Genomic DNA, 17,975 nt, shown 5'->3' with positions numbered 1-17,975 from the left:
TAAAGACATAACATCTAGAAATTATGACGTTTACATCAACTATATGCAACTCTTTTTATTACAGGAGTAAAGAATAATGCGGTAGGGAGAGGAGAGTTAGGAAAGAAAAGGACACGACTCTTGTCTATCATGCAGGCAATGAGATCTCACCTGCATGATTTCCTTGGATCAGGTACCATTTTCAGTAATTCTGCCGGTTTTCTTGAGTGTTGTTCCGTCGGCCCGAAGAAAAATATCCGGATCCACTGTAGAACGAACCTCTTCTCCGTCAAATGAATCGAGATGGAATGTTTTGCGGGCGCCGGTAATAACCTTTTGCCTGTTTACGCTTATCTCCTGACTTATATAAACGAGATGCTTTCTTCTCGTGCCGTTTGTCGCCTTGAAGACGCCGATAATTTCCTTTTTCATAATACAACTCCGATTACGAATAAAAACGTTCGACTCTACCTAAGCACCGGCTCCCATGTCTTTCACCATCAGAATACCCTCATTGCCTTTTCGCCCAAACATCCCCTTCAGGGCCACCAATCCAAGATGACAGGCCATGAGTGCCAACGGCAGAACGATAAAGAGTACAACAGGAAGAAACCACAATACGACGATTGATTCAGCTAGCCAGTTCATTTTTACCCTCCCAGGAAAATTAAATGAAATATAATAGTCCGATCCCCCGATCTGTTAGAGTCAGCATAGCATCCTGACCCTCACTTTTTCCTTACAGGGCACACAGAAAGTATTGTAAAACATAGCCCTCCAGGCAAAAGAAGGGCTTTCAGGGCAGAAAAAGTGCAGTCTATCCCACTAATATGAAAACATTTTCAGCGCGCGAAATTTTATGGTTTTTTTTAAAAAAAAGAATGGACTTCCAGGTAGATGTTATCTCTCCAGCAGCTCAAGGAACAGATCGCCACGCCCATCCGGGCCAGGCATCCCCTTACCCCGCAACCGCAGTTTCTGCCCCGCCCTGCTTTCAGGTGGAATCTTTATCTGTAGTTTTTCAGGGCCGTCGGGACCATTAGTGACAATACGGACCAATTTCCCCAACCGAAACTCATCGGAAGTAAGATATGTTGTATAGGTTGTATCCGCTGCTGCATTCGTGTTGGGTTGACTGACAGGTGCATTGCCTCCCTTTTCTCCAAGCAATGAGCCAACGGCGCTGCCCAGGGATTTCAGCAAGCCTTTCCCTTCAGGGAGTTTTGCCTTCGCCGATTTCATAAGGGCAGGTCCGGCAAGGGAGCCGAAAAAAAACAGACCACCGAAAAGTATGCCACCTTTCCCGCCAAAAAAACTCTGCTTGATAAAGGACTGGTTGGCCCGAAATCCTTTACGTGCAAATTCCCGCAACACCCCCTGGAACATCTGCTGGAAACGAGGGTCCTGGAAAAGATCCTTGAGGATATCTTCCTGGGAGTAATTAAAACCACCATCGGCCCCACTATGGGTGTTAAAAGTGGCCCCGGTTCTCCTGGCCGTGTCATACTGACTTCTTTTTACCGGGTCGGTCAAAACCCCATAGGCCTCGGCGATTTCCTTAAATTTTTCTTCAGCTTCAGGTGAATCGGGATTTTTGTCCGGATGATACTGCATTGCAAGTTTTCGATAACTTTTGCGAATATCATCTTCACCGGATTCCGGGGTAACACCAAGTATCTGATAATAGTCCTTCATCTTTCCTTAAGCTTATGTGTTTCAGGTGATGATGTATTAATAATCACTTTATCCACAGGATACATGGTTTATTTGAGCAGGGTTCTATTTTACTTCAGGGAAGAATACGTACGAAAGCATCTTGCATCCTCAGATGAGGAAACAGATTCGTGTGGTATTCAGATCAGCCACGCCAATCCTCCACATCGAGAAGGCGCCGAAGTTTCCATTTAAACACGAGCCTCTTGATATATGTAAACGGTCCTTTTGCCACCCTGAACCGGCCCTGAGTGACAGCAACAGGGAAAAAGATCAAATCGAGTATATGCCAGACGGATGCGTAAGGTGATAGAAAGCGCACACAGCCGGCGCAATAGGACACTATCTTCTTACCTTTTGCCTGCTCCACCCTCATTTTGGACCAGACTCTGGAAAACTCCGGACGAACAAACCCCACGGCTCCCCCTTCACCGCAGCAAAGCGTCCTGGCAGGTTTGCCTTTTTGCTCCTCCACTTCAATGCCCTTTGCTCCGACCAGTTTGCGGATGGCAACGTGGACATCACTCTCTCTACGTGTCGGGCACGGATCATGTATTACGCAACTCCCCTCCACTTTGGGGGTGGCGGGCAGTCCATGCTGCGCCATGAATTGGTAGACGGTTATCGTATCAAGACCCTGACCATACTGCTTGAAGACCTTCAGGCAGTTAGGGCATGTCACCAGAACCGTACGAACACCACTTTCCACCAAAGACCGGTTCATCTCTGCAAATTGTTCCCGGAACTGCTCGTGCCTGCCCAGATCGTGCGATGGCTTGTTACAACAATCAAGTACCACCCCAGCCTGGGGGACATGCTCCCTGATATAATTAAAAAGTGCCCATGCCGTTTGCAATCTGGTCCCGGGAAAGGTGCAGCCGGGGAAAAAGACAGTATCACAGCCCCTTGGCAAACCGTACCAGGAAAAAAGCCGGGAGTTGCCCCTCTTTTCATAACCAAGCAGCATAGCATGCTTTTGTTGGTCGACTTCTCCTGCCCGCTGCGCATCTCGCCGCATTGCTATAAACATACCCACAGGAGAAAGTTCCTCGGGACAAACTGCTCCGCAGAGATCGCACAGGCTGCATTCAAATGCTGTCAATCGTCCTCGACCGTCTTCTTTTACCAATCTTTCGGCAATTACCTTCGGAGTCCCATACACTTGCAGAAAAGCACATGAACGAACGCAGGCTCCGCATTCATTGCAAGCGGCAGCGATATGAGTAGCAGCTTTCCCAAGCGCACTCCCCATATCGCCACCACAGTTCTGAGCTGGCGACGGTAACATTACATTACTTGACCGATTCACGTTACGAACAGGCAACGAAATATGAAGCAACCGGATTAGCGAGCGTGTATTGGGACATAAGCATATTCCGTCTCACCGTTATAAATTTGGCGGGGACGGGCAATCTTCCAGTTAGGATCATCCTTGCTTTCCTTCCACTGTGCGATCCAGCCAGGCAACCGTCCCAGGGCAAACATTACGGTGAACATATTTGTGGGTATACCAATCGCCCTTAAAACAATACCGCTGTAGAAATCAACATTCGGATAGAGATTATGGTCAATGAAGTATTGATCACTTAAGGCTGTTTCCTCAAGCTTTTTAGCCACATCCAGAAGTGGATCCTCAAGCCGTAACGATTCGAGCAACTCGTCGCAGGTTTTTTTCATGATCTTGGCCCGCGGATCATATGTTTTATAAACGCGATGCCCAAAGCCCATCAGGCGGAACGGGTCCTTCTTGTCTTTCGCCCTCTCAATCGCCTTCTTATAACCGCCTCCACCGGTCTGAATTTCGGTCAACATTTCGATCACTGCCTGATTGGCCCCACCGTGCAGCGGCCCCCAGAGGGCTGCAATACCGGATGAGATAGCGGCATATAAATTCACCCTGGCACTTCCAACCATGCGAACTGACGAAGTCGAACAATTCTGTTCATGGTCGGCATGAAGAATCCAGAAAACCCTTAAGGCGTTCACTACCTCCCGCTTTATTTCGTAGGGTGTCACCGGCGTGTCAAACATCATGTTGAGAAAGTTTTCACAAAATGTCAGATCAGGACGGGGGAGTACCAGCTCATGCCCCCTTGAAATCTTATAGGACATTGCGGCCATGGTCCTCACCTTGGCCAGCAGCCTGGTCATGGCGATGTCAATTTGCTCCTCGGTATCCAGGGCTGGGTAGAAGCTTCGCAGGGCATTGACCATGGAAGACAGGATCCCCATGGGATGTGAAGCACGTGGGTAGTTCTGGTAAAAAGCCTTCATGTCGGTGTGAACAAGGCTATGATCGTTCAGCATTACCGAAAACTGGGTCAGTTCATCCCGGTTGGGAAGATGACCGTTTATAAGCAGGTACGCCGTTTCCTTAAATGATGAGTGCTCGGCCAGCTGTTCCACGGGTATTCCCCGATAGCGTAATATTCCTTTTTCACCGTTCATGAAGGTGATGGCACTCAGACAACTTCCGGTATTAACGTAGCCGGGATCAAGAGTAATCAAGCCAGTTTCGGCTCTCAGCCTTGAAATATCAATAGCCTCCTCTCCTTCACTTCCAGTAACTACCGGCAGCTCAATTTGCTTTCCTTCGTAGGTCAGGGTTACGGTCTTGTTCAAAATACCTCCTTTGTGAGTTGCATCATAAACACTATAGAAACGAATAAACGTCCGCCCTACCGATGCTCATGGTATTAGTTTTAATGGATTTGCGGGTTGTACGGTGGGGTACTCTTTACGAGTGAAACTTAGAAGACTCATAAAGATCCATTCGGTGTCCGGCAGACATGGTATCGCCATATCCAACCGCACCTTCAGGTACATGCAAGGAACACCCGATTCACGGTATATCCTGGCTTACGTGCTTAAACCCGAGCGAACTTACAAGACTAATCAGAGCAACGTCTATATAAAGTAATAGCGTATATAACCATAAGAGATGGTTATATGCAATTATTTCTATATTTAATGTATCCTTTTCAAATATTTACATAACGAATTAATGTGGCCTATCGGGTAACATGTTTCACCTCAGTCGAGAGTGTTCCTGTTGAATCGTCCGACCTTGAACATCCTGTTCTGTTGTGAAAAAATGACCAGTGACACAGTAGTTAGCCAGCAAGTTTATTGGTAGATGAAGTATGAAGTTGCAGAGGTTAGAATTGGCACCCTTTGTACCTCTATCCGCTCATGTTCCCAATCGGCATCGGAGGATATACATATCAGGTCATTAATATTACACCTTAGTCCCTGCAGCCAATTTCCACTCTGAAGACGATTTATCCTCGTTTATACCTGTTTCGAAAATACCCAACTATATAAAATAAGATTACATCCGCTCATACAATTCAACATCGCCCCTCCCCATGGAAACCTGACATTCAATAGCATTTACCGATTGGACAAATTGAGAACTTTTTTGTAACTGTTGCATGCTTGAGTTCGGTTGTCTCAATGCTTTACGGGTAAATCATATTAATAATTAACAGGATAAAGATGATAAAGGACAACGAGTCAAAAGGAGATCGATTATTGCTGAAAAGCATGCCTGGCAACATCACCCTCGCCGTTTCGACGCAATGGCATACGTTTCCCGACAGATTCGATTGGCTTACTGAGAATGGATTTGCCATGGCCTATACCCCTAATGCACTACAACTTGAGCTTACTAAACAACATTTAGAACCGTATTTGAAAAACGGTACATCCGTCAGACATCACGGTTATTTTCCAGGTTTCGAAATTGGTAATAAAGACCATCTCCTGGCAGAGAAAGCACTTGCTCTGCATCAGCAAAGTATCGATGCACTGCTTGGTCTTGGAGACCAGGTTATGACAGTTCATGTTGGACTCATTCCAGATATTGCCTTAGATCACAATCGTGTTATCAGAAATCTCGGCAGACTCGTTGAGTACGGCAATGAACGAGGGGTGACAATCTGCCTTGAAAACCTTCGGTTTGGCCCCACCAGTAATCCTGAAACGATGTTGAAATGGTCAGAAGAAAGTGGCACCTCAATTACCTTGGATGTTGGTCATGCTGTTTCCTGCGAGCGGGTTCTTCAAGGAGAACTGACCGTTACCCAAATAATAGAGTTGTTTGGCCGGATGATTGAAGAAGTTCATTTTTATGAATATGAGACGGACACCCACTACGCGCCTCAAGATATGTCTGTCTTAGGTCCGATAGTCGATTCATTGTTAGAAACTCAATGTACATGGTGGACTATAGAGTTGAGCTCCTATGAGGATATCCTGAATACAAGAAACCTGATCCATAACCACCTTATTGAAAGCGTAGCAAAAATTGCTGCGTAAAGAGCATACCTCCATGAAGCCGAATCCTTTCTTAACAACCAGCCAGGAGAATTTACCATGATAAAAAAGATTCAAGCATTACTCGCAACGTCTGTCCTCGCCTTGTCCATAACATTACCAACAACTGGTCTTGCACAAGACATGGAAGAAAAGGTGGTCGTTTACTCGACCCATGGCGAAGCGATGTTGGAAATGGTTGCTGATGCCTATCAAAACGAAACCGGAATAAAAGTTGATTTTATTAACCTGAAGGGTGCTCTTGCTGATCGGATAAGAGCGGAGAAGGCTAATCCTCAATCAGATGTAATGTATGGTGCACCCTCATCAGTCTTTCTTGAAATGAAATCTGAAGGTCTTTTTGATGCGTTCACACCATCATGGGCTGAGAAGATTAATCCATTATTTAAAGATACTGATTCGTACTGGTACGGAACTATCCAGACGCCTGTGATGATGTTTTACAATACTGAAATGCTTCCAGAAGCTGATGCACCCAAAGACTGGTATGACCTTGTTAATCCAAGGTTTAAGAACTCTCTTGTTTTTCGAAATGCTCTGTCTTCTTCAGCACGTGCTACCTACTCCGCACTTTTACAACAATTTGAAAGCAAGGGTGAACTGGAAAGTGGCTGGAAATTCATGAAAGAGTTAGACGCAAACACCAAAAACTACTATGGCAGTGGCTCAATGCTGTTTCAAGCTGTGGGAAGGAAGGAAGCTGCAGTGAGTTTTATGGTACTCAACTCTATTATTGACAATAAAATTAAGAATAAGATGCCTCTGGCTGTGATTGATGCTCAAAGCGGCTCACCTGTAATTACCGATGGTATAGCCCTGATACATGGGGCGAAACATCCAAATGCTGCTAAATCATTTATTGAATTTGCTGGTAGCGCGAAGGTTCAGGCTCTGTTGGCTCAGAAATTCAACAGGCTGCCAACACACCCTGATGCCCTTGCTGATTCTCCAGAATGGATGGCAAATGCAAGCTTCAAAGTTATGGACGTTGACTGGCAGGCTCTTGCTGCAAAACAATCAGGCTGGATCCAGAAGTGGGACTCAGAAATTAAAAGCATGAGCAAAGATAAAAAGAAAAAGTAAGAGTCGATCTTGAGGCAGGAACATGGGAACTGTTGTTCTTCATAACATAGAAAAGTGGTACGGCCAAACCCTTGCCTGCACCAATATAAATCTGCACATAGAAGATGGTCAGTTTTTCACTTTTCTCGGCCCATCTGGCTGTGGGAAAACAACACTTCTAAGACTCATAGCCGGTTTTATCAGACCAGATAGTGGATCCATTATTCTGAATGATGTCAATATCACCTCATTAGAGCCGGAAAAACGAAATGTGGGCATGGTTTTTCAAAACTATGCCCTTTTTCCGTTTATGACTGTCATAGAGAATATAGAGTATGGTTTAAAAGTTCAAAAAAGATCGACATCCCAGATAAAGGAGAAAGCAGAACGTTACCTCAGCATGGTAGGACTGGAAGGCTTAGGGGGCCGCCCCGTCTCTCAATTATCAGGAGGTGAGCAGCAAAGAGTGGCCCTTGCACGATCTTTGGCCATCGAGCCCAAGGTACTTCTCCTCGATGAACCCCTTTCCAACTTGGATGCCAGACTCCGTGACAACATGCGGTCGGAATTAAAACGACTGCAGACACAACTTGGAATCACGACCATTTTTGTAACTCACGATCAGACCGAAGCCCTCACGATGTCTGACCAGCTTGCTGTTTTCAACGAAGGAAAAAGTATCCAAACGGGAACACCCGAAGAGATTTATCAGAAGCCTAAAGATTCGTTTGTAGCGCAGTTTATTGGAGAAACAAATCTGTTATCACTCCATAGCTGTGATAATGAGAATGACTCTTTACTGATCAATAGCATCTTGGCAGGTATCCATAACGACACAGGACGTTTTATTTCAATTCGACCACAAGCTATCAGAATATCTGCAGAGAGCGCAGATTGTGACCACAGTTTTGCAGGCGTTGTTGAAAATAAACGTTACAACGGGCTTACAACTGAGCTTTCAGTCCGAGTTGATAACCTCCTCTTTCGATCGATAAGGCTTAATTCTGAAAGTGAGCACTATACACCGTCTGTAGGTCAAAATGTGTTTGTTAACTTTTCTGCAAACGACCTTCACATTCTGGAACGTTAATCAAAATGAGATGTGAAGGACAACCAGGTTCTGTTCTGAGACATTGCGGACTCTTTGTTTTACTCTTATTTCTCTTTGGCTATATTCTCTTCCCAGCTTTAAAAACACTGGAGACAAGCCTGACAGCGAATGGAGCCTTTTCATTTATTCATTACAAGGAATTTTTCACCAACGAAACATCGCGCCTCCCCTTGCTCAACTCTGTCACTCTGGGACTTCTCTCCGTTATCGCCTGTGGTAGCATGGGTACATCGCTCGCCTTCGCCATAAATTTTTATGAATTTCCAGGGAGAAGTGTTGCGGATAAACTGCTGCTCTTACCATTAGTCATGCCAGGTATAATTATCGTATTTGCCTTCGTGCAGCTCTATGGCGAAAGTGGAATGGTAACAAAGCTGCTACAGCTCCTACTGGGGATGGAATCGCCACCTTTCACCCTCTCCGGTTTAACCGGAATTTTGGTCATCCACGCGTATACACAGTATATCTATTTTTACATTACTGTCTCCATTGCAATAAAACAGATGGACTATTCAGCAATAGAGAGCGCCAGTAATCTTGGAGCATCACAAACAAGGGTCTTTTTCTCCATCATCCTGCCCTTTTTAAAACCGGCAATCATAGCTGCGGCAGCTATGACATTTATTTCAGGGGCCGGCTCCTTTACCGCACCTAGTATAATTGGCGGAAATTTTAAAGTGCTAACGACGCAGATACTCTTATCGAAAGCAAACAATTACATGGGTATCGCCGCTACACAGGTGTCTATTCTCACATCCATTTCCATACTGTTCTTCATCGTTTTCAGGATTTATGAAGCAAAAAGCCAATTCACTTCTTCCGTAAAAGGCGTATTGTTCAGACCCGTGGCCATTCGAAATTCGTTATACAGGATTCTTATCCGATCCATTGTCTGGATTATAATCGGCTCAATTTTGCTTCCAATGATGACGATTGTACTTGTCTCATTTGTTCCATCAAGTTCATGGATGGTCGACTATTTCCCAAGAGTGTTTACTCTGGACAACTATTCTGCAATTTTCACCAGCGCAAGAAAATTACAACCGTTCTTCAATAGTTCCGTTATGGCAATAGTGGCAGCAGGGGTTGGGCTTATCGTTGCTATCCCATCATCTTTTGTGATCGTTAAGACAAAGCTGAAAGCAAAGTGGGTTGTAGAATTCCTCACCATGCTGCCCTGGGCAATCCCCCCAAGTGCAATCGCCATAAATATCATCAACGCATTTAATGAACCCACCATCTTTTCACTCAATGAAGTGCTTGTAGGAACGTCAATCCTTCTCCCCCTGGGGTATTTGATACGCTCATTACCGATCATGGTTAAAACACTCAATGTGTCCTTTCAAAACCTGAACGAAGTGTATGTTGAAGCTTCCAAAAGCCTTGGCGGCAGTAATTTTGACACTTTTAAAAACGTAGCTGTTCCGATCCTTTTTCCTGGTATCTGGGCTGGTTTTCTTTTGATTTTTATTCGCTCAATCGGGGAGTACACTGTTTCTGTATTCCTTTATAATGCGACAAACAAACCACTGTCTATCGCTATGGTAAATGGTGTTTTCGAGTATAACCTAGGTCTTGCAATGGCATACGGAACCCTTCTCATTGTTCTCACATTTCTACTCAGTTTGATAATGAGCAGGTTTCTTGGGATGTCATCCTGATATCATTCTGAAATTTCAATAAGGCCATTAAGAACTTCTTCAAATCCGATTCTACCATCCTCATTCACATCAACAGTGATATTAAGTAGTGGTGGTGGAAAATCGACACCAACAAGCGTTTGCAAGCCAGTATGACATAACTCGTTTCCATCCTGAAACTAGTTAACTCCATTCTGTCTTCTGCAAGACAGCAGTTGATTTTTGCCATTAATGGACAGGTAAGGAGCGGGAACGTGAACAATTAAATTGTTAGGCATGTGGCAAAGTTATACTTTCAAACAATCCGGGATTTACCTTGTGTTGTACGATCATTTTGAGACTTCGAAAGGAAGAATTCAGATCGAGTCCTGCTTTTTACATATTGAGTTGATGTACCCCAGCTGCATTTTACACTTCACACCAATATATTCGAACATGCTCGGGTTGATACTCAATAGTCGGAAAATCAAGGGGTGGACTCAGCTGGGTAACTGTACTGAAATGCTTCTGTAGCTCGCCAAGGTAATAAGCGGGCTTACCACTCCTATGGTTGTTGGCAAAAAGTGCTTTACCCTTATCAGCCAGAATCAAGCGAACCTGCCGGACAAGTTCAGGCCACTGTTTTTCCACATGAAACCCGCGACCTTTACCTGAAGAGGCATAAACAGGAGGATCACAGATAATAAGATCCCAGAAAGCAAAATCTTCAGGATGAGCGGTGTATTTACGTTCCTGCCTGCTCAACCACTTACACACATCTTCCCTGACAAATTTTCCCCGACCAGATTGATCCAGCCCGTTCATCGCAAAATTGGTTTTACCGCGTTGCAGGGCAGAACCAGCCAGATCAACAGAGAACACAACCTCTGCCCCTCCTGTAAGGGCAGCAACAGAAAACGAACAAGTAAAGGAGAAGAGATTTGCGACCCGTTTAGCCCCTGCTTCATTTTCGACTCGCTTTCTGGAATCACGCTGATCAAGAAAAAGACCGATATGCTGTGAATCGTTAAGGTTAACCTCGAACAGGCGATTATGTTCGCGTGCCACAATCTGCTCAGGTATTTGTTCACCCCAGCAGATAACATCATGAATAAGTTTTTCCCGATGTGGATTCTGTACATGCTGTCGCAGAATAGCCCCACGCCACTTTACCTTCGAACCAAGATAATCAAGTACCGGCTGAAGCTTCTGCTGGAGTTGCCTGGAATGAAACTCCTGTTTAAAACCGGTAATCGAGAGATAAGAATCATAGAGATCTATGCTCACAGGCAATTCCAACTCACCCCGATGAACAAGCCTGTAACTATTACTAATCAACCCTGGCCAGCCCAAACGCCGCTCCCAACAGACAGCACCGTCAACAATAAGTCTGCTCTTCCCTTGAAGGAGCAGTTGGAAGGAGTCAGGCAAAGACACCGCAAGATCTTCTTCAATCCCGGGCCAGCTCAGTCTGCTGCAATGAAGACAAAGACGGCCAAAAGGCTGTCCGCCATAGATGTCATCACCGACAAGGGGCACACCGGACAGAGCAGCATGCTGCCGTATCTGGTGAGTACGGCCACGCCTTATCACAGCCTCATAACAATAGTAGCCGTTCCCGGATCGGATAAGACGAAACCGGGTGGAGCACTCTTTCCCATCAAGCGGTTCTTCGACCTTCCACGACGTATCCCGCCTCTTCAGGCCCTTATAGCTCTTATCACTCAGGAAATGATAGGTTTTCTCAGCCTGCTGTTGTTCATGAATTCGCTGTGCAGAGCGGCTGGCTCCTCTGTTCCGGGCAAAAAGCAGTATCCCGCTTGTTCCTTTATCGAGCCGTGAGCAGATATGGAGTTGCCTTTCCAGGTGAAGCCCAAGCCACTCTGCCATCCCCAGATCTCCGGCTCTGGCAGCATGTGTCGACAGGCCCGTTGGTTTATTCACTGCCAGCCAGTCTTTGTCCTCATATACTATCATCTCATTGCCAGCCAAGATTTTTTTGATCACCTACCATTTTACAATTTCACGACGTCTCAACAGTACCTGTTTTTCATGACATTTCCACTCTTGATCAGAACTATCGGAATACAATTATACTCTATCAGGCAGTCTATGAAACCAGAAGATATATACCCAAAACTGCAACCACTGCACCGGCAACCGCCTTAAACGATACATGCTCTTTATACAGGAAAACAGAAAAAGGTATGATACACACAGGAACCAATGAGAGGATGGTAGCAGCAACACCGGTCGAAAGATAATGCAGGGTAAGTAAAGAGAGGGACACCCCGAGAAAGGGGCCGAGAAAAGCACCGGTAGAGCTATAAACAAGGGCCCTTCTGTTTGCTGCCGCCTTCCTGACGTTTCTCCATTTGCCGGCAAGCGTAAAATAGGCAACAAAACAGCAAAACGCTGCCAGAGCCCTGATCTGGGTGGCAGAAAATGCATCAAGGTAGCCATCACCCACCTGCATACCCACTTTACTCAGGACAAAACCAACAGCCTGTCCAAGCATGGCGCCGATCCCAAACAGGATCCCCTTGACCGAGGCCGCTGACTTTGGGAGGGAAGCACGTGGTCTTTTGCCGTTGGGGCTCCTCTCAAAAATGACTACCGCCACACCGGACAAGGTCACAAGTATCCCCAACCACTGAACCGGAATATAAGTCTCACCAAGAAACAGCCAGCCGATCACCGCAGAAGCCGGGGCTGCGAGGCTGTGCATCAGCATAGCCAGCCTGGGACCCAGTTCAACCAGCGCCTTGAATAAAAATATGTCACCGATAAAAAAACCAACCACGCCGGAAAGCGACAAGTACACCCAGGCATGAAGAGGGAAACCCACCGGTATCGGGGAACCGTCCCTCACCAGTAAAAATAAACTAAACAAAAGGACTGCCACTGTCAGACGAATAACATTAACCGGTGTAGCACCGACCTCTTTTGAGGCGGCACCGAAAAACTGGACACTGACCGTCCAGCACAGTACAGTGGTTAACCCTATGACTTCACCTAGAAATGGCATATTCGAAAAAACCTTTTATGGTTAGCAAAAGAAGGTAAAATACTACAAATGAGAAAATACCCATAAACCTTTCTGTCTTTTCTTTCCATAAAAAAGCCGAAACACTCATAATGCCAAAGAAATGAAAATACTCCACCTTATCAGCCAACACCCGGAAAGTACCGGCAGTGGCTACTACCTTCAGAATATCATCAACCAGGCACAGCTTAAAGGTTATGATAACCTGCTAATAGCCGGGGTATCCGATGAAAATCGGCCGGAGCTTCCAGGCATGCCCCCCAACGCAGTCCACTTTGTCACCTTTAACAAGGGACAGCTTGATTTTTCAATCCCGGGCATGAGCGATGTGATGCCATACCCGAGTTCAAGGTTTTCTGAACTGACACCAGAACAACTTGACCGCTACGAGTGCGTTTTCGCAGAAACAATCACCGAAGCTGTACAACAATTTTCTCCGGATATTATCCATAGCCACCATCTCTGGATTGTCTCTTCTGTTGCCAGGAAGCTCTTTCCTCGGATTCCCATGGTAACATCATGCCATTCCACAGACTTACGACAATTCATCAACAACCGGCACCTTCGCAGCAGGGTGCTGGAGCCCTGCAGGGAAATTGACAAAATCCTGGCCCTGAACATGGAACAGAAAAATCAGATTGAAGATCTTTTCGGGATAGATGGAAAGCGTATCCATATTGTCGGTGGTGGTTTTGACAGGAAGCTCTTCACCCCCCGGATAAAAAAAGAACCGCCCCCTGTCCATATAATCTATGCAGGAAAATTGAGCTTTGCCAAAGGTGTTGACTGGCTGCTCAAGGTGTTCAGGGAGCTGGATGACAAGGATCTGCACCTGCACCTTGCAGGGTCCGGCACCGGCAAAGAAGCACAGCAGTGCCTGGAACTTGCTGCAAAGTGCGGTAAACATGTAACTCTGCATGGCAGACTGAATCAACAGGAACTCGGTCAACTTATGGGACGCTGTCATTTCTTTATTCTTCCCTCCTTCTACGAGGGACTCCCCCTGGTCCTGCTCGAAGCACTCAGCACAGGATGCAGGGTACTCACTACCAATCTCAGTGGCTGCAGGGAGCTCCTTGAAAAAGCGGATGATGACCTTTTTGAATTCGTCAGGCTTCCGATCATGACCCAGATTGATCGACCGGACGAAACGGACCGCAGGGCGCTTGAACACAGCTTAAGAAAAGCCATCATGAGAATGAAAGAGAAGGTAATCGGTTCACCATCTCCTGACACGCACGTCCTTGATGCTGTAACCAGCCCATATGGCTGGGAGTCAGTCTTTGAGAGGATTGAGTGCTGCTATGTGAAGTGCCTTGAAAGGTAAGAGAAAGGCAACGCCAGGGCGGCTATATCATCGTGTTTCTTGAAGCGGGGATATTTGCGACAGTCTGGGTCACTCTCCTGCAACGTATGGATATGATCATGAATCAGGTGCAGGCCGCCCTGTTGATAGAGATCTGTAAAGAGTCGCCAGTCCTGATCCTCGGCAGGTTCTTCACGGGGCAGAAATAAACCGTCGGTACATAGTATAACATCAGATATATCCGCGAGGTCGATTGCACCATGTTTTAGAAATTGTATCGCTTCAGATTCACCGTTTAAGACGCCATAATCCACGTTCATCCGCTGCCGCGTCGTACGGATCTGGTCGGCCAGAGCCTCATGGATTGTGATCCCGTCACACCAGGCCATATCTTTCCACATGGTCAGTGTTTCCCGATCGATGTTGACATCGGTGGATATAAGTCGGTACCCTCCATCCTTAAAAAGAACCAATATCACGGCGTCACCACTCTGGCAGTACTCCAGGCGATTATCACCCACCCTTACAACCCCCATACTGGTGGACCAGAGCCTTGACCGGTCGCCATTCAGGTCTCCCGTTTTTCTTTGCGCCTCAGCTATCCGCTCGTTCGCCTCAACAGCAACAGTGTGCAACTGACGGCTGTTATCCTCTTTAAACGCCTCGGCAGCGATAGTTGCGGCGATCAGACCACCGGTCTTACCATTATCAAGACCAACCTGATGAAGACTCGTCGCCCCATCAAAGACACCGTACGTTTTCCCATCCACCAGTAACACATCCTCATTAACATGACCGCTGCCCTTTAAGTGCAGGGATTGCAAGCCACCAGGTGAAAGGGAGTGTTTTACGTTTGGATAGAGTAATTGCTCGGTTGAGAGATACATTTTGTCCTGTCGGTTGTAACCGGAAATTCCCGGGTTTGTTTTGCTACAGTTCCAGCAATAATAACCAGTACAGCGACAAGAACAAATATTTGCTTTCGATACATCAGACCGTATCTATTGCTTTTCCCTATTATCTGGTTGCAATACGTCTGGCAGGGTTAACCGAGGGCTTGCTTTTGGGGCCGAATATAATAACGAAAATAGCCGACAAAATTGGAACCAAGAAACAGTATCTCCATCAACACCGCCCCTGGTGAACCGGCGAGAATATTGTGTAACAGCCAGATCGACGTACCGACAGCCATTAACTGACGCAACGGTTTATCATCCTCACAGAAAGAGGCGTATATACCAAACAACCCGCCAACGGTACAGAGCACAGATAGTAAGCCTTCATACGTCACCATGGAGACGATCAGGGTGGCTAGCACGAAAAGCGTTCGAACCTTCCTGTCGGTCGTAAACACACAGGTAATGAACCTCGCCGCCGCCAGCAAGCCCATGCAGGCTGCAGTCCAGTGCCCCAGGCACATAAAGTGGATGGAGATCAGGGTACATGAAACCAGCAGGCAACTGACGATATGTACCCGCTTTTTAAATTGGAAGGAAAGCATATCCGTGCAGATAGCTATGCCCACCAAAATCTGTGATACGGCAAATAAAGACATTCCAACCCCAAAGGTGATGACGTGACAAAAGATAGGACTATATTCCTTTTTCCCCACCCTGTCTATCACCAACAACATCACTTCGTCATCAGGTTCAGAACCAGTTGCATGGATTTGTCGATCATCTCAACGTGCTGTAATAATCACTTGAGTTCTGCGGATTCCCCCTTTGACTCCGCCTGCTCATCAGGAAAAGGTATGAGGTTCGTTGGATTCGTTTCCTGGATGCAGGAGTTGCAATAGCCCCCCGCGAGTCAGTGTACTTTTCGAAGATGACGGCCTTCCGAGGTTTCAAGTTTCTGGCCGGCTGTGAGCATTGCATCCACACGTTCATGAACCTCCTGCAAGGGAATTCCAAGTGCTTCAGCCAACTGTTCCGCAGTGTAATAACCACGTCCTTCATCATCCTGTAATTGGGGAATAAGGCCGGGAAACCGGATATGAAATGCTTCCTCAATCTCTTTTCTCGCCGTATCAGGGACATTGTCAAAGATATACTTCATGATGGCATGCTGCAAATAAGACGAGCCGCTATCTTTTTCGCAACTGCTTTCGTCGGCTGCCCCAAGCGCAGCCTCCAGGTTTTTTATCTTGCCGTACACTGCCTGAATGACCTTTTCTGCATCCCAGGGGGAGAGCGCTTCACAGTTGCAACCTATTAGAGCCTTGCCGCATGCCGGACATTCTTCCATGGCACATCCCGGTACATGCAGTTTTTCATTCCTTACCCTGCATGTCTCACAACGCCTTGCTCCTGCTTGAATCAACTGTTTTTCAAAACCGAAAACGATCCTTTTTTTGTAGGCTTTCATATGCACCGGGAGGTAAGATTCAACTAAAAGATGCCCTAAAACAAGGGTATAAAAATACGTTTACAACGAAAAAATAAGCACGTGCTATTTAATTGCCACCTTTAACACCAGTTGAGAAGCATCCCGTCCGAGATATGTGGGTGAAGGCATCATTTCCTTGAAGCTCAGGACGGTTCAGGTATAGTATGGATTACACAACAATCTTAGTAATTATTCACATAGCAGAAAAGGAACAATAAATGTCGCAACGCAAGTTCAAGAGAGCACAACAGAAACAACAAAAAGACCCGCAGCCAGTTACGCAACCGCCACAAAGCCAGCCCTCGGTGCAGGCAATGGTCTGGTACAAAGAAGAACACTGGGACACTCTCAAACTGATGTTTGTGGACGGTGACAGACTCCCCCCCACCTACGAAGAGTGGCACAAACGGGCCGAAGAAATGAAGAAACAGGCACAGGCTAGCGGTGACGCCGTTATCAAGGTCTTTATCGATCCGGAAACGTTCCCCGAGTGGTGTGCCCAAAAAGGTGTTGAAATGGATAGCGAGGCTCGGTCTCAACTGGCCATTGAAGTAGCACAGGAACAGTCCTTCTCACTGTAGCCAAAGCTGGTTCATGGAAAAGGCTACCCTGCACAGGGCCCCCAAACTGGATAACCTTCTGCTGTTCAAGGCCCATTATCATAAATTCCAATTCACCCGACACTGTCACGACGATTTCGCACTTGGTCTCATGTACCGCGGCGTACAGCGGTTTTCCTACAGGGGTGCAGCCCGCTACGCCCCTGCAGGAACCCTTATTACGGTAAACCCCGGAGAGATTCATGATGGGATGTCTGGTGACGACAGCGATTTCAGTTATCGCATCATGTATATCCCCTGGGAGCTCATGCAGACGATCGGTGAGGAGATGGTAGCAGGCAGAAAAAACCACTATTTTGCCCACCCTGTCATTAATGACCGAGAACTTTCGCAGCAGCTGGGCCATCTCCTGCAACTACTGGACGACGACACGTCAGAACAGCTCGAACTCGAGGTACTCTTCTCTAAAACGGTTGCCAGCCTGCTCAGCAGCTACGGTACTGAGCAACTCGAACACGGTGCAGCTGTTCAGATCCCCTCTCCTGTGGCACAGGCCTGTGCATACATCCGCGATCATGCACATGAACACATCTCCCTTGATGATATCGCCGCTGCTGCTCATCTTTCACGCTATCATTTTCTCAGGCTATTCTCTGATGCCATGGATATCTCGCCCTACAGCTTCTTGCTCCATCACAGGCTGCAGTTAGCTAAAAAAGAGATACGACTGGGTGTTTCACTCGCTGAGTCTGCCCTGAACGCCGGATTTGCCGACCAGAGCCACATGAACCGCCGCTTTAAGTCCGCGTTTGGTATTACCCCACGCCAATACCAAAAGGCAATATGCTGAACT

The 17,975-nt window shown here is 46.6% G+C and carries 17 protein-coding genes; 7 read left to right on the top strand and 10 right to left on the bottom strand.

Going from position 1 to position 17,975, the window contains the following annotated elements; translation table 11 throughout:
- Window positions 1–168: 168 nt before the first annotated feature.
- The 5 genes from GA520_RS03050 to GA520_RS03030 all read right to left on the bottom strand — a co-directional run bounded on the left by GA520_RS03050 (window position 169) and on the right by GA520_RS03030 (window position 4,314).
- Complete coding sequence (locus GA520_RS03050; protein WP_163338155.1) at window positions 169–411, bottom strand: hypothetical protein; 243 nt, start codon at window positions 409–411, stop codon at window positions 169–171.
- Between the two features lie 39 nt (window positions 412–450).
- Complete coding sequence (locus GA520_RS03045; RefSeq protein ID WP_163338156.1) at window positions 451–627, bottom strand: hypothetical protein; 177 nt, start codon at window positions 625–627, stop codon at window positions 451–453.
- A 252-nt stretch (window positions 628–879) separates the two neighbouring features.
- The gene (locus GA520_RS03040) at window positions 880–1,674 is read right to left on the bottom strand and encodes a J domain-containing protein (protein WP_163338157.1); all 795 of its coding nucleotides are present in this window, start codon (window positions 1,672–1,674) and stop codon (window positions 880–882) included.
- A gap of 163 nt (window positions 1,675–1,837) precedes the next feature.
- Window positions 1,838–2,980 (bottom strand): (Fe-S)-binding protein, encoded by a 1,143-nt coding sequence (locus GA520_RS03035; protein WP_163338158.1) that lies wholly within the window; start codon window positions 2,978–2,980, stop codon window positions 1,838–1,840.
- Window positions 2,981–3,036: 56 nt separating this feature from the next.
- The gene (locus GA520_RS03030) at window positions 3,037–4,314 is read right to left on the bottom strand and encodes a citrate synthase (RefSeq protein ID WP_163338159.1); all 1,278 of its coding nucleotides are present in this window, start codon (window positions 4,312–4,314) and stop codon (window positions 3,037–3,039) included.
- An 876-nt stretch (window positions 4,315–5,190) separates the two neighbouring features.
- On the opposite strand from GA520_RS03030, the gene GA520_RS03025 reads away from it, so the two are divergent.
- The 4 genes from GA520_RS03025 to GA520_RS03010 are packed head-to-tail and all read left to right on the top strand — an operon-like array spanning window position 5,191 to window position 9,864.
- A complete protein-coding gene (locus GA520_RS03025) occupies window positions 5,191–6,012 on the top strand; it encodes a sugar phosphate isomerase/epimerase (protein WP_163338160.1) in 822 nt (273 codons plus the stop codon).
- A gap of 57 nt (window positions 6,013–6,069) precedes the next feature.
- Window positions 6,070–7,113, top strand: coding sequence for an extracellular solute-binding protein (locus GA520_RS03020; protein ID WP_205749268.1), 1,044 nt, complete (start codon window positions 6,070–6,072; stop codon window positions 7,111–7,113).
- 22 nt (window positions 7,114–7,135) lie between these two features.
- Window positions 7,136–8,182, top strand: coding sequence for an ABC transporter ATP-binding protein (locus GA520_RS03015; protein WP_163338161.1), 1,047 nt, complete (start codon window positions 7,136–7,138; stop codon window positions 8,180–8,182).
- Between the two features lie 5 nt (window positions 8,183–8,187).
- Complete coding sequence (locus GA520_RS03010; RefSeq protein WP_163338162.1) at window positions 8,188–9,864, top strand: iron ABC transporter permease; 1,677 nt, start codon at window positions 8,188–8,190, stop codon at window positions 9,862–9,864.
- A gap of 387 nt (window positions 9,865–10,251) precedes the next feature.
- Here GA520_RS03010 and GA520_RS03005 read toward each other — a convergent pair whose 3' ends face one another.
- Both GA520_RS03005 and GA520_RS03000 read right to left on the bottom strand, forming a co-directional pair.
- Entirely contained in the window at window positions 10,252–11,829 is a 1,578-nt protein-coding gene (locus tag GA520_RS03005) for a class I SAM-dependent methyltransferase (protein WP_304511287.1), read from the bottom strand.
- A 103-nt stretch (window positions 11,830–11,932) separates the two neighbouring features.
- Window positions 11,933–12,850, bottom strand: a complete 918-nt coding sequence (locus tag GA520_RS03000; protein ID WP_163338164.1) for a DMT family transporter — start codon at window positions 12,848–12,850, stop codon at window positions 11,933–11,935.
- Between the two features lie 121 nt (window positions 12,851–12,971).
- Between GA520_RS03000 and GA520_RS02995 the strand changes: the two genes are divergently transcribed.
- Complete coding sequence (locus GA520_RS02995) at window positions 12,972–14,195, top strand: glycosyltransferase family 4 protein (protein ID WP_163338165.1); 1,224 nt, start codon at window positions 12,972–12,974, stop codon at window positions 14,193–14,195.
- Here the strand turns inward: GA520_RS02995 and GA520_RS02990 are convergent.
- The 3 genes from GA520_RS02990 to GA520_RS02980 form a co-directional block, all read right to left on the bottom strand.
- On the bottom strand, window positions 14,171–15,061 hold the full coding sequence (locus GA520_RS02990; protein WP_163338166.1) for a protein phosphatase 2C domain-containing protein: 891 nt from the start codon (window positions 15,059–15,061) through the stop codon (window positions 14,171–14,173). The genes GA520_RS02995 and GA520_RS02990 overlap by 25 nt on opposite strands.
- A gap of 158 nt (window positions 15,062–15,219) precedes the next feature.
- Window positions 15,220–15,729: a YgjV family protein gene (locus GA520_RS02985; protein ID WP_163338214.1), complete on the bottom strand. Its 510-nt coding sequence runs from the start codon at window positions 15,727–15,729 to the stop codon at window positions 15,220–15,222.
- A gap of 254 nt (window positions 15,730–15,983) precedes the next feature.
- Window positions 15,984–16,541 carry a hypothetical protein gene (locus GA520_RS02980; protein WP_163338167.1) on the bottom strand — a complete coding sequence of 186 codons (558 nt, stop codon included), beginning with the start codon at window positions 16,539–16,541 and terminating at the stop codon, window positions 15,984–15,986.
- A gap of 239 nt (window positions 16,542–16,780) precedes the next feature.
- Between GA520_RS02980 and GA520_RS02975 the strand changes: the two genes are divergently transcribed.
- The gene (locus GA520_RS02975; RefSeq protein ID WP_240910140.1) at window positions 16,781–17,143 is read left to right on the top strand and encodes a hypothetical protein; all 363 of its coding nucleotides are present in this window, start codon (window positions 16,781–16,783) and stop codon (window positions 17,141–17,143) included.
- A gap of 13 nt (window positions 17,144–17,156) precedes the next feature.
- On the top strand, window positions 17,157–17,972 hold the full coding sequence (locus tag GA520_RS02970; protein ID WP_163338168.1) for an AraC family transcriptional regulator: 816 nt from the start codon (window positions 17,157–17,159) through the stop codon (window positions 17,970–17,972).
- Window positions 17,973–17,975: the final 3 nt, after the last annotated feature.

The sequence above is a fragment of the Desulfopila sp. IMCC35008 genome (assembly GCF_010646885.2).
In the GTDB taxonomy this organism is placed as follows: domain Bacteria; phylum Desulfobacterota; class Desulfobulbia; order Desulfobulbales; family Desulfocapsaceae; genus Desulfopila.
The sequence above is the reverse complement of the archived record's forward strand: the minus strand, read 5'-3'. Positions and strand labels throughout refer to the sequence as shown.

Bases quoted from the DNA above. Each gene is read 5' to 3' on its own strand.
- GA520_RS03050 (WP_163338155.1), bottom strand. From the start codon at position 411: ATGAAAAAGGAAATTATCGGCGTCTTCAAGGCGACAAACGGCACGAGA.
- GA520_RS03045 (WP_163338156.1), bottom strand. From the start codon at position 627: ATGAACTGGCTAGCTGAATCAATCGTCGTATTGTGGTTTCTTCCTGTT.
- GA520_RS03040 (WP_163338157.1), bottom strand. From the start codon at position 1,674: ATGAAGGACTATTATCAGATACTTGGTGTTACCCCGGAATCCGGTGAA.
- GA520_RS03035 (WP_163338158.1), bottom strand. From the start codon at position 2,980: ATGTTACCGTCGCCAGCTCAGAACTGTGGTGGCGATATGGGGAGTGCG.
- GA520_RS03025 (WP_163338160.1), top strand. From the start codon at position 5,191: ATGATAAAGGACAACGAGTCAAAAGGAGATCGATTATTGCTGAAAAGC.
- GA520_RS03020 (WP_205749268.1), top strand. From the start codon at position 6,070: ATGATAAAAAAGATTCAAGCATTACTCGCAACGTCTGTCCTCGCCTTG.
- GA520_RS03015 (WP_163338161.1), top strand. From the start codon at position 7,136: ATGGGAACTGTTGTTCTTCATAACATAGAAAAGTGGTACGGCCAAACC.
- GA520_RS03010 (WP_163338162.1), top strand. From the start codon at position 8,188: ATGAGATGTGAAGGACAACCAGGTTCTGTTCTGAGACATTGCGGACTC.
- GA520_RS03000 (WP_163338164.1), bottom strand. From the start codon at position 12,850: ATGCCATTTCTAGGTGAAGTCATAGGGTTAACCACTGTACTGTGCTGG.
- GA520_RS02995 (WP_163338165.1), top strand. From the start codon at position 12,972: ATGAAAATACTCCACCTTATCAGCCAACACCCGGAAAGTACCGGCAGT.
- GA520_RS02990 (WP_163338166.1), bottom strand. From the start codon at position 15,061: ATGTATCTCTCAACCGAGCAATTACTCTATCCAAACGTAAAACACTCC.
- GA520_RS02985 (WP_163338214.1), bottom strand. From the start codon at position 15,729: ATGTCTTTATTTGCCGTATCACAGATTTTGGTGGGCATAGCTATCTGC.
- GA520_RS02980 (WP_163338167.1), bottom strand. From the start codon at position 16,541: ATGAAAGCCTACAAAAAAAGGATCGTTTTCGGTTTTGAAAAACAGTTG.
- GA520_RS02975 (WP_240910140.1), top strand. From the start codon at position 16,781: ATGTCGCAACGCAAGTTCAAGAGAGCACAACAGAAACAACAAAAAGAC.
- GA520_RS02970 (WP_163338168.1), top strand. From the start codon at position 17,157: ATGGAAAAGGCTACCCTGCACAGGGCCCCCAAACTGGATAACCTTCTG.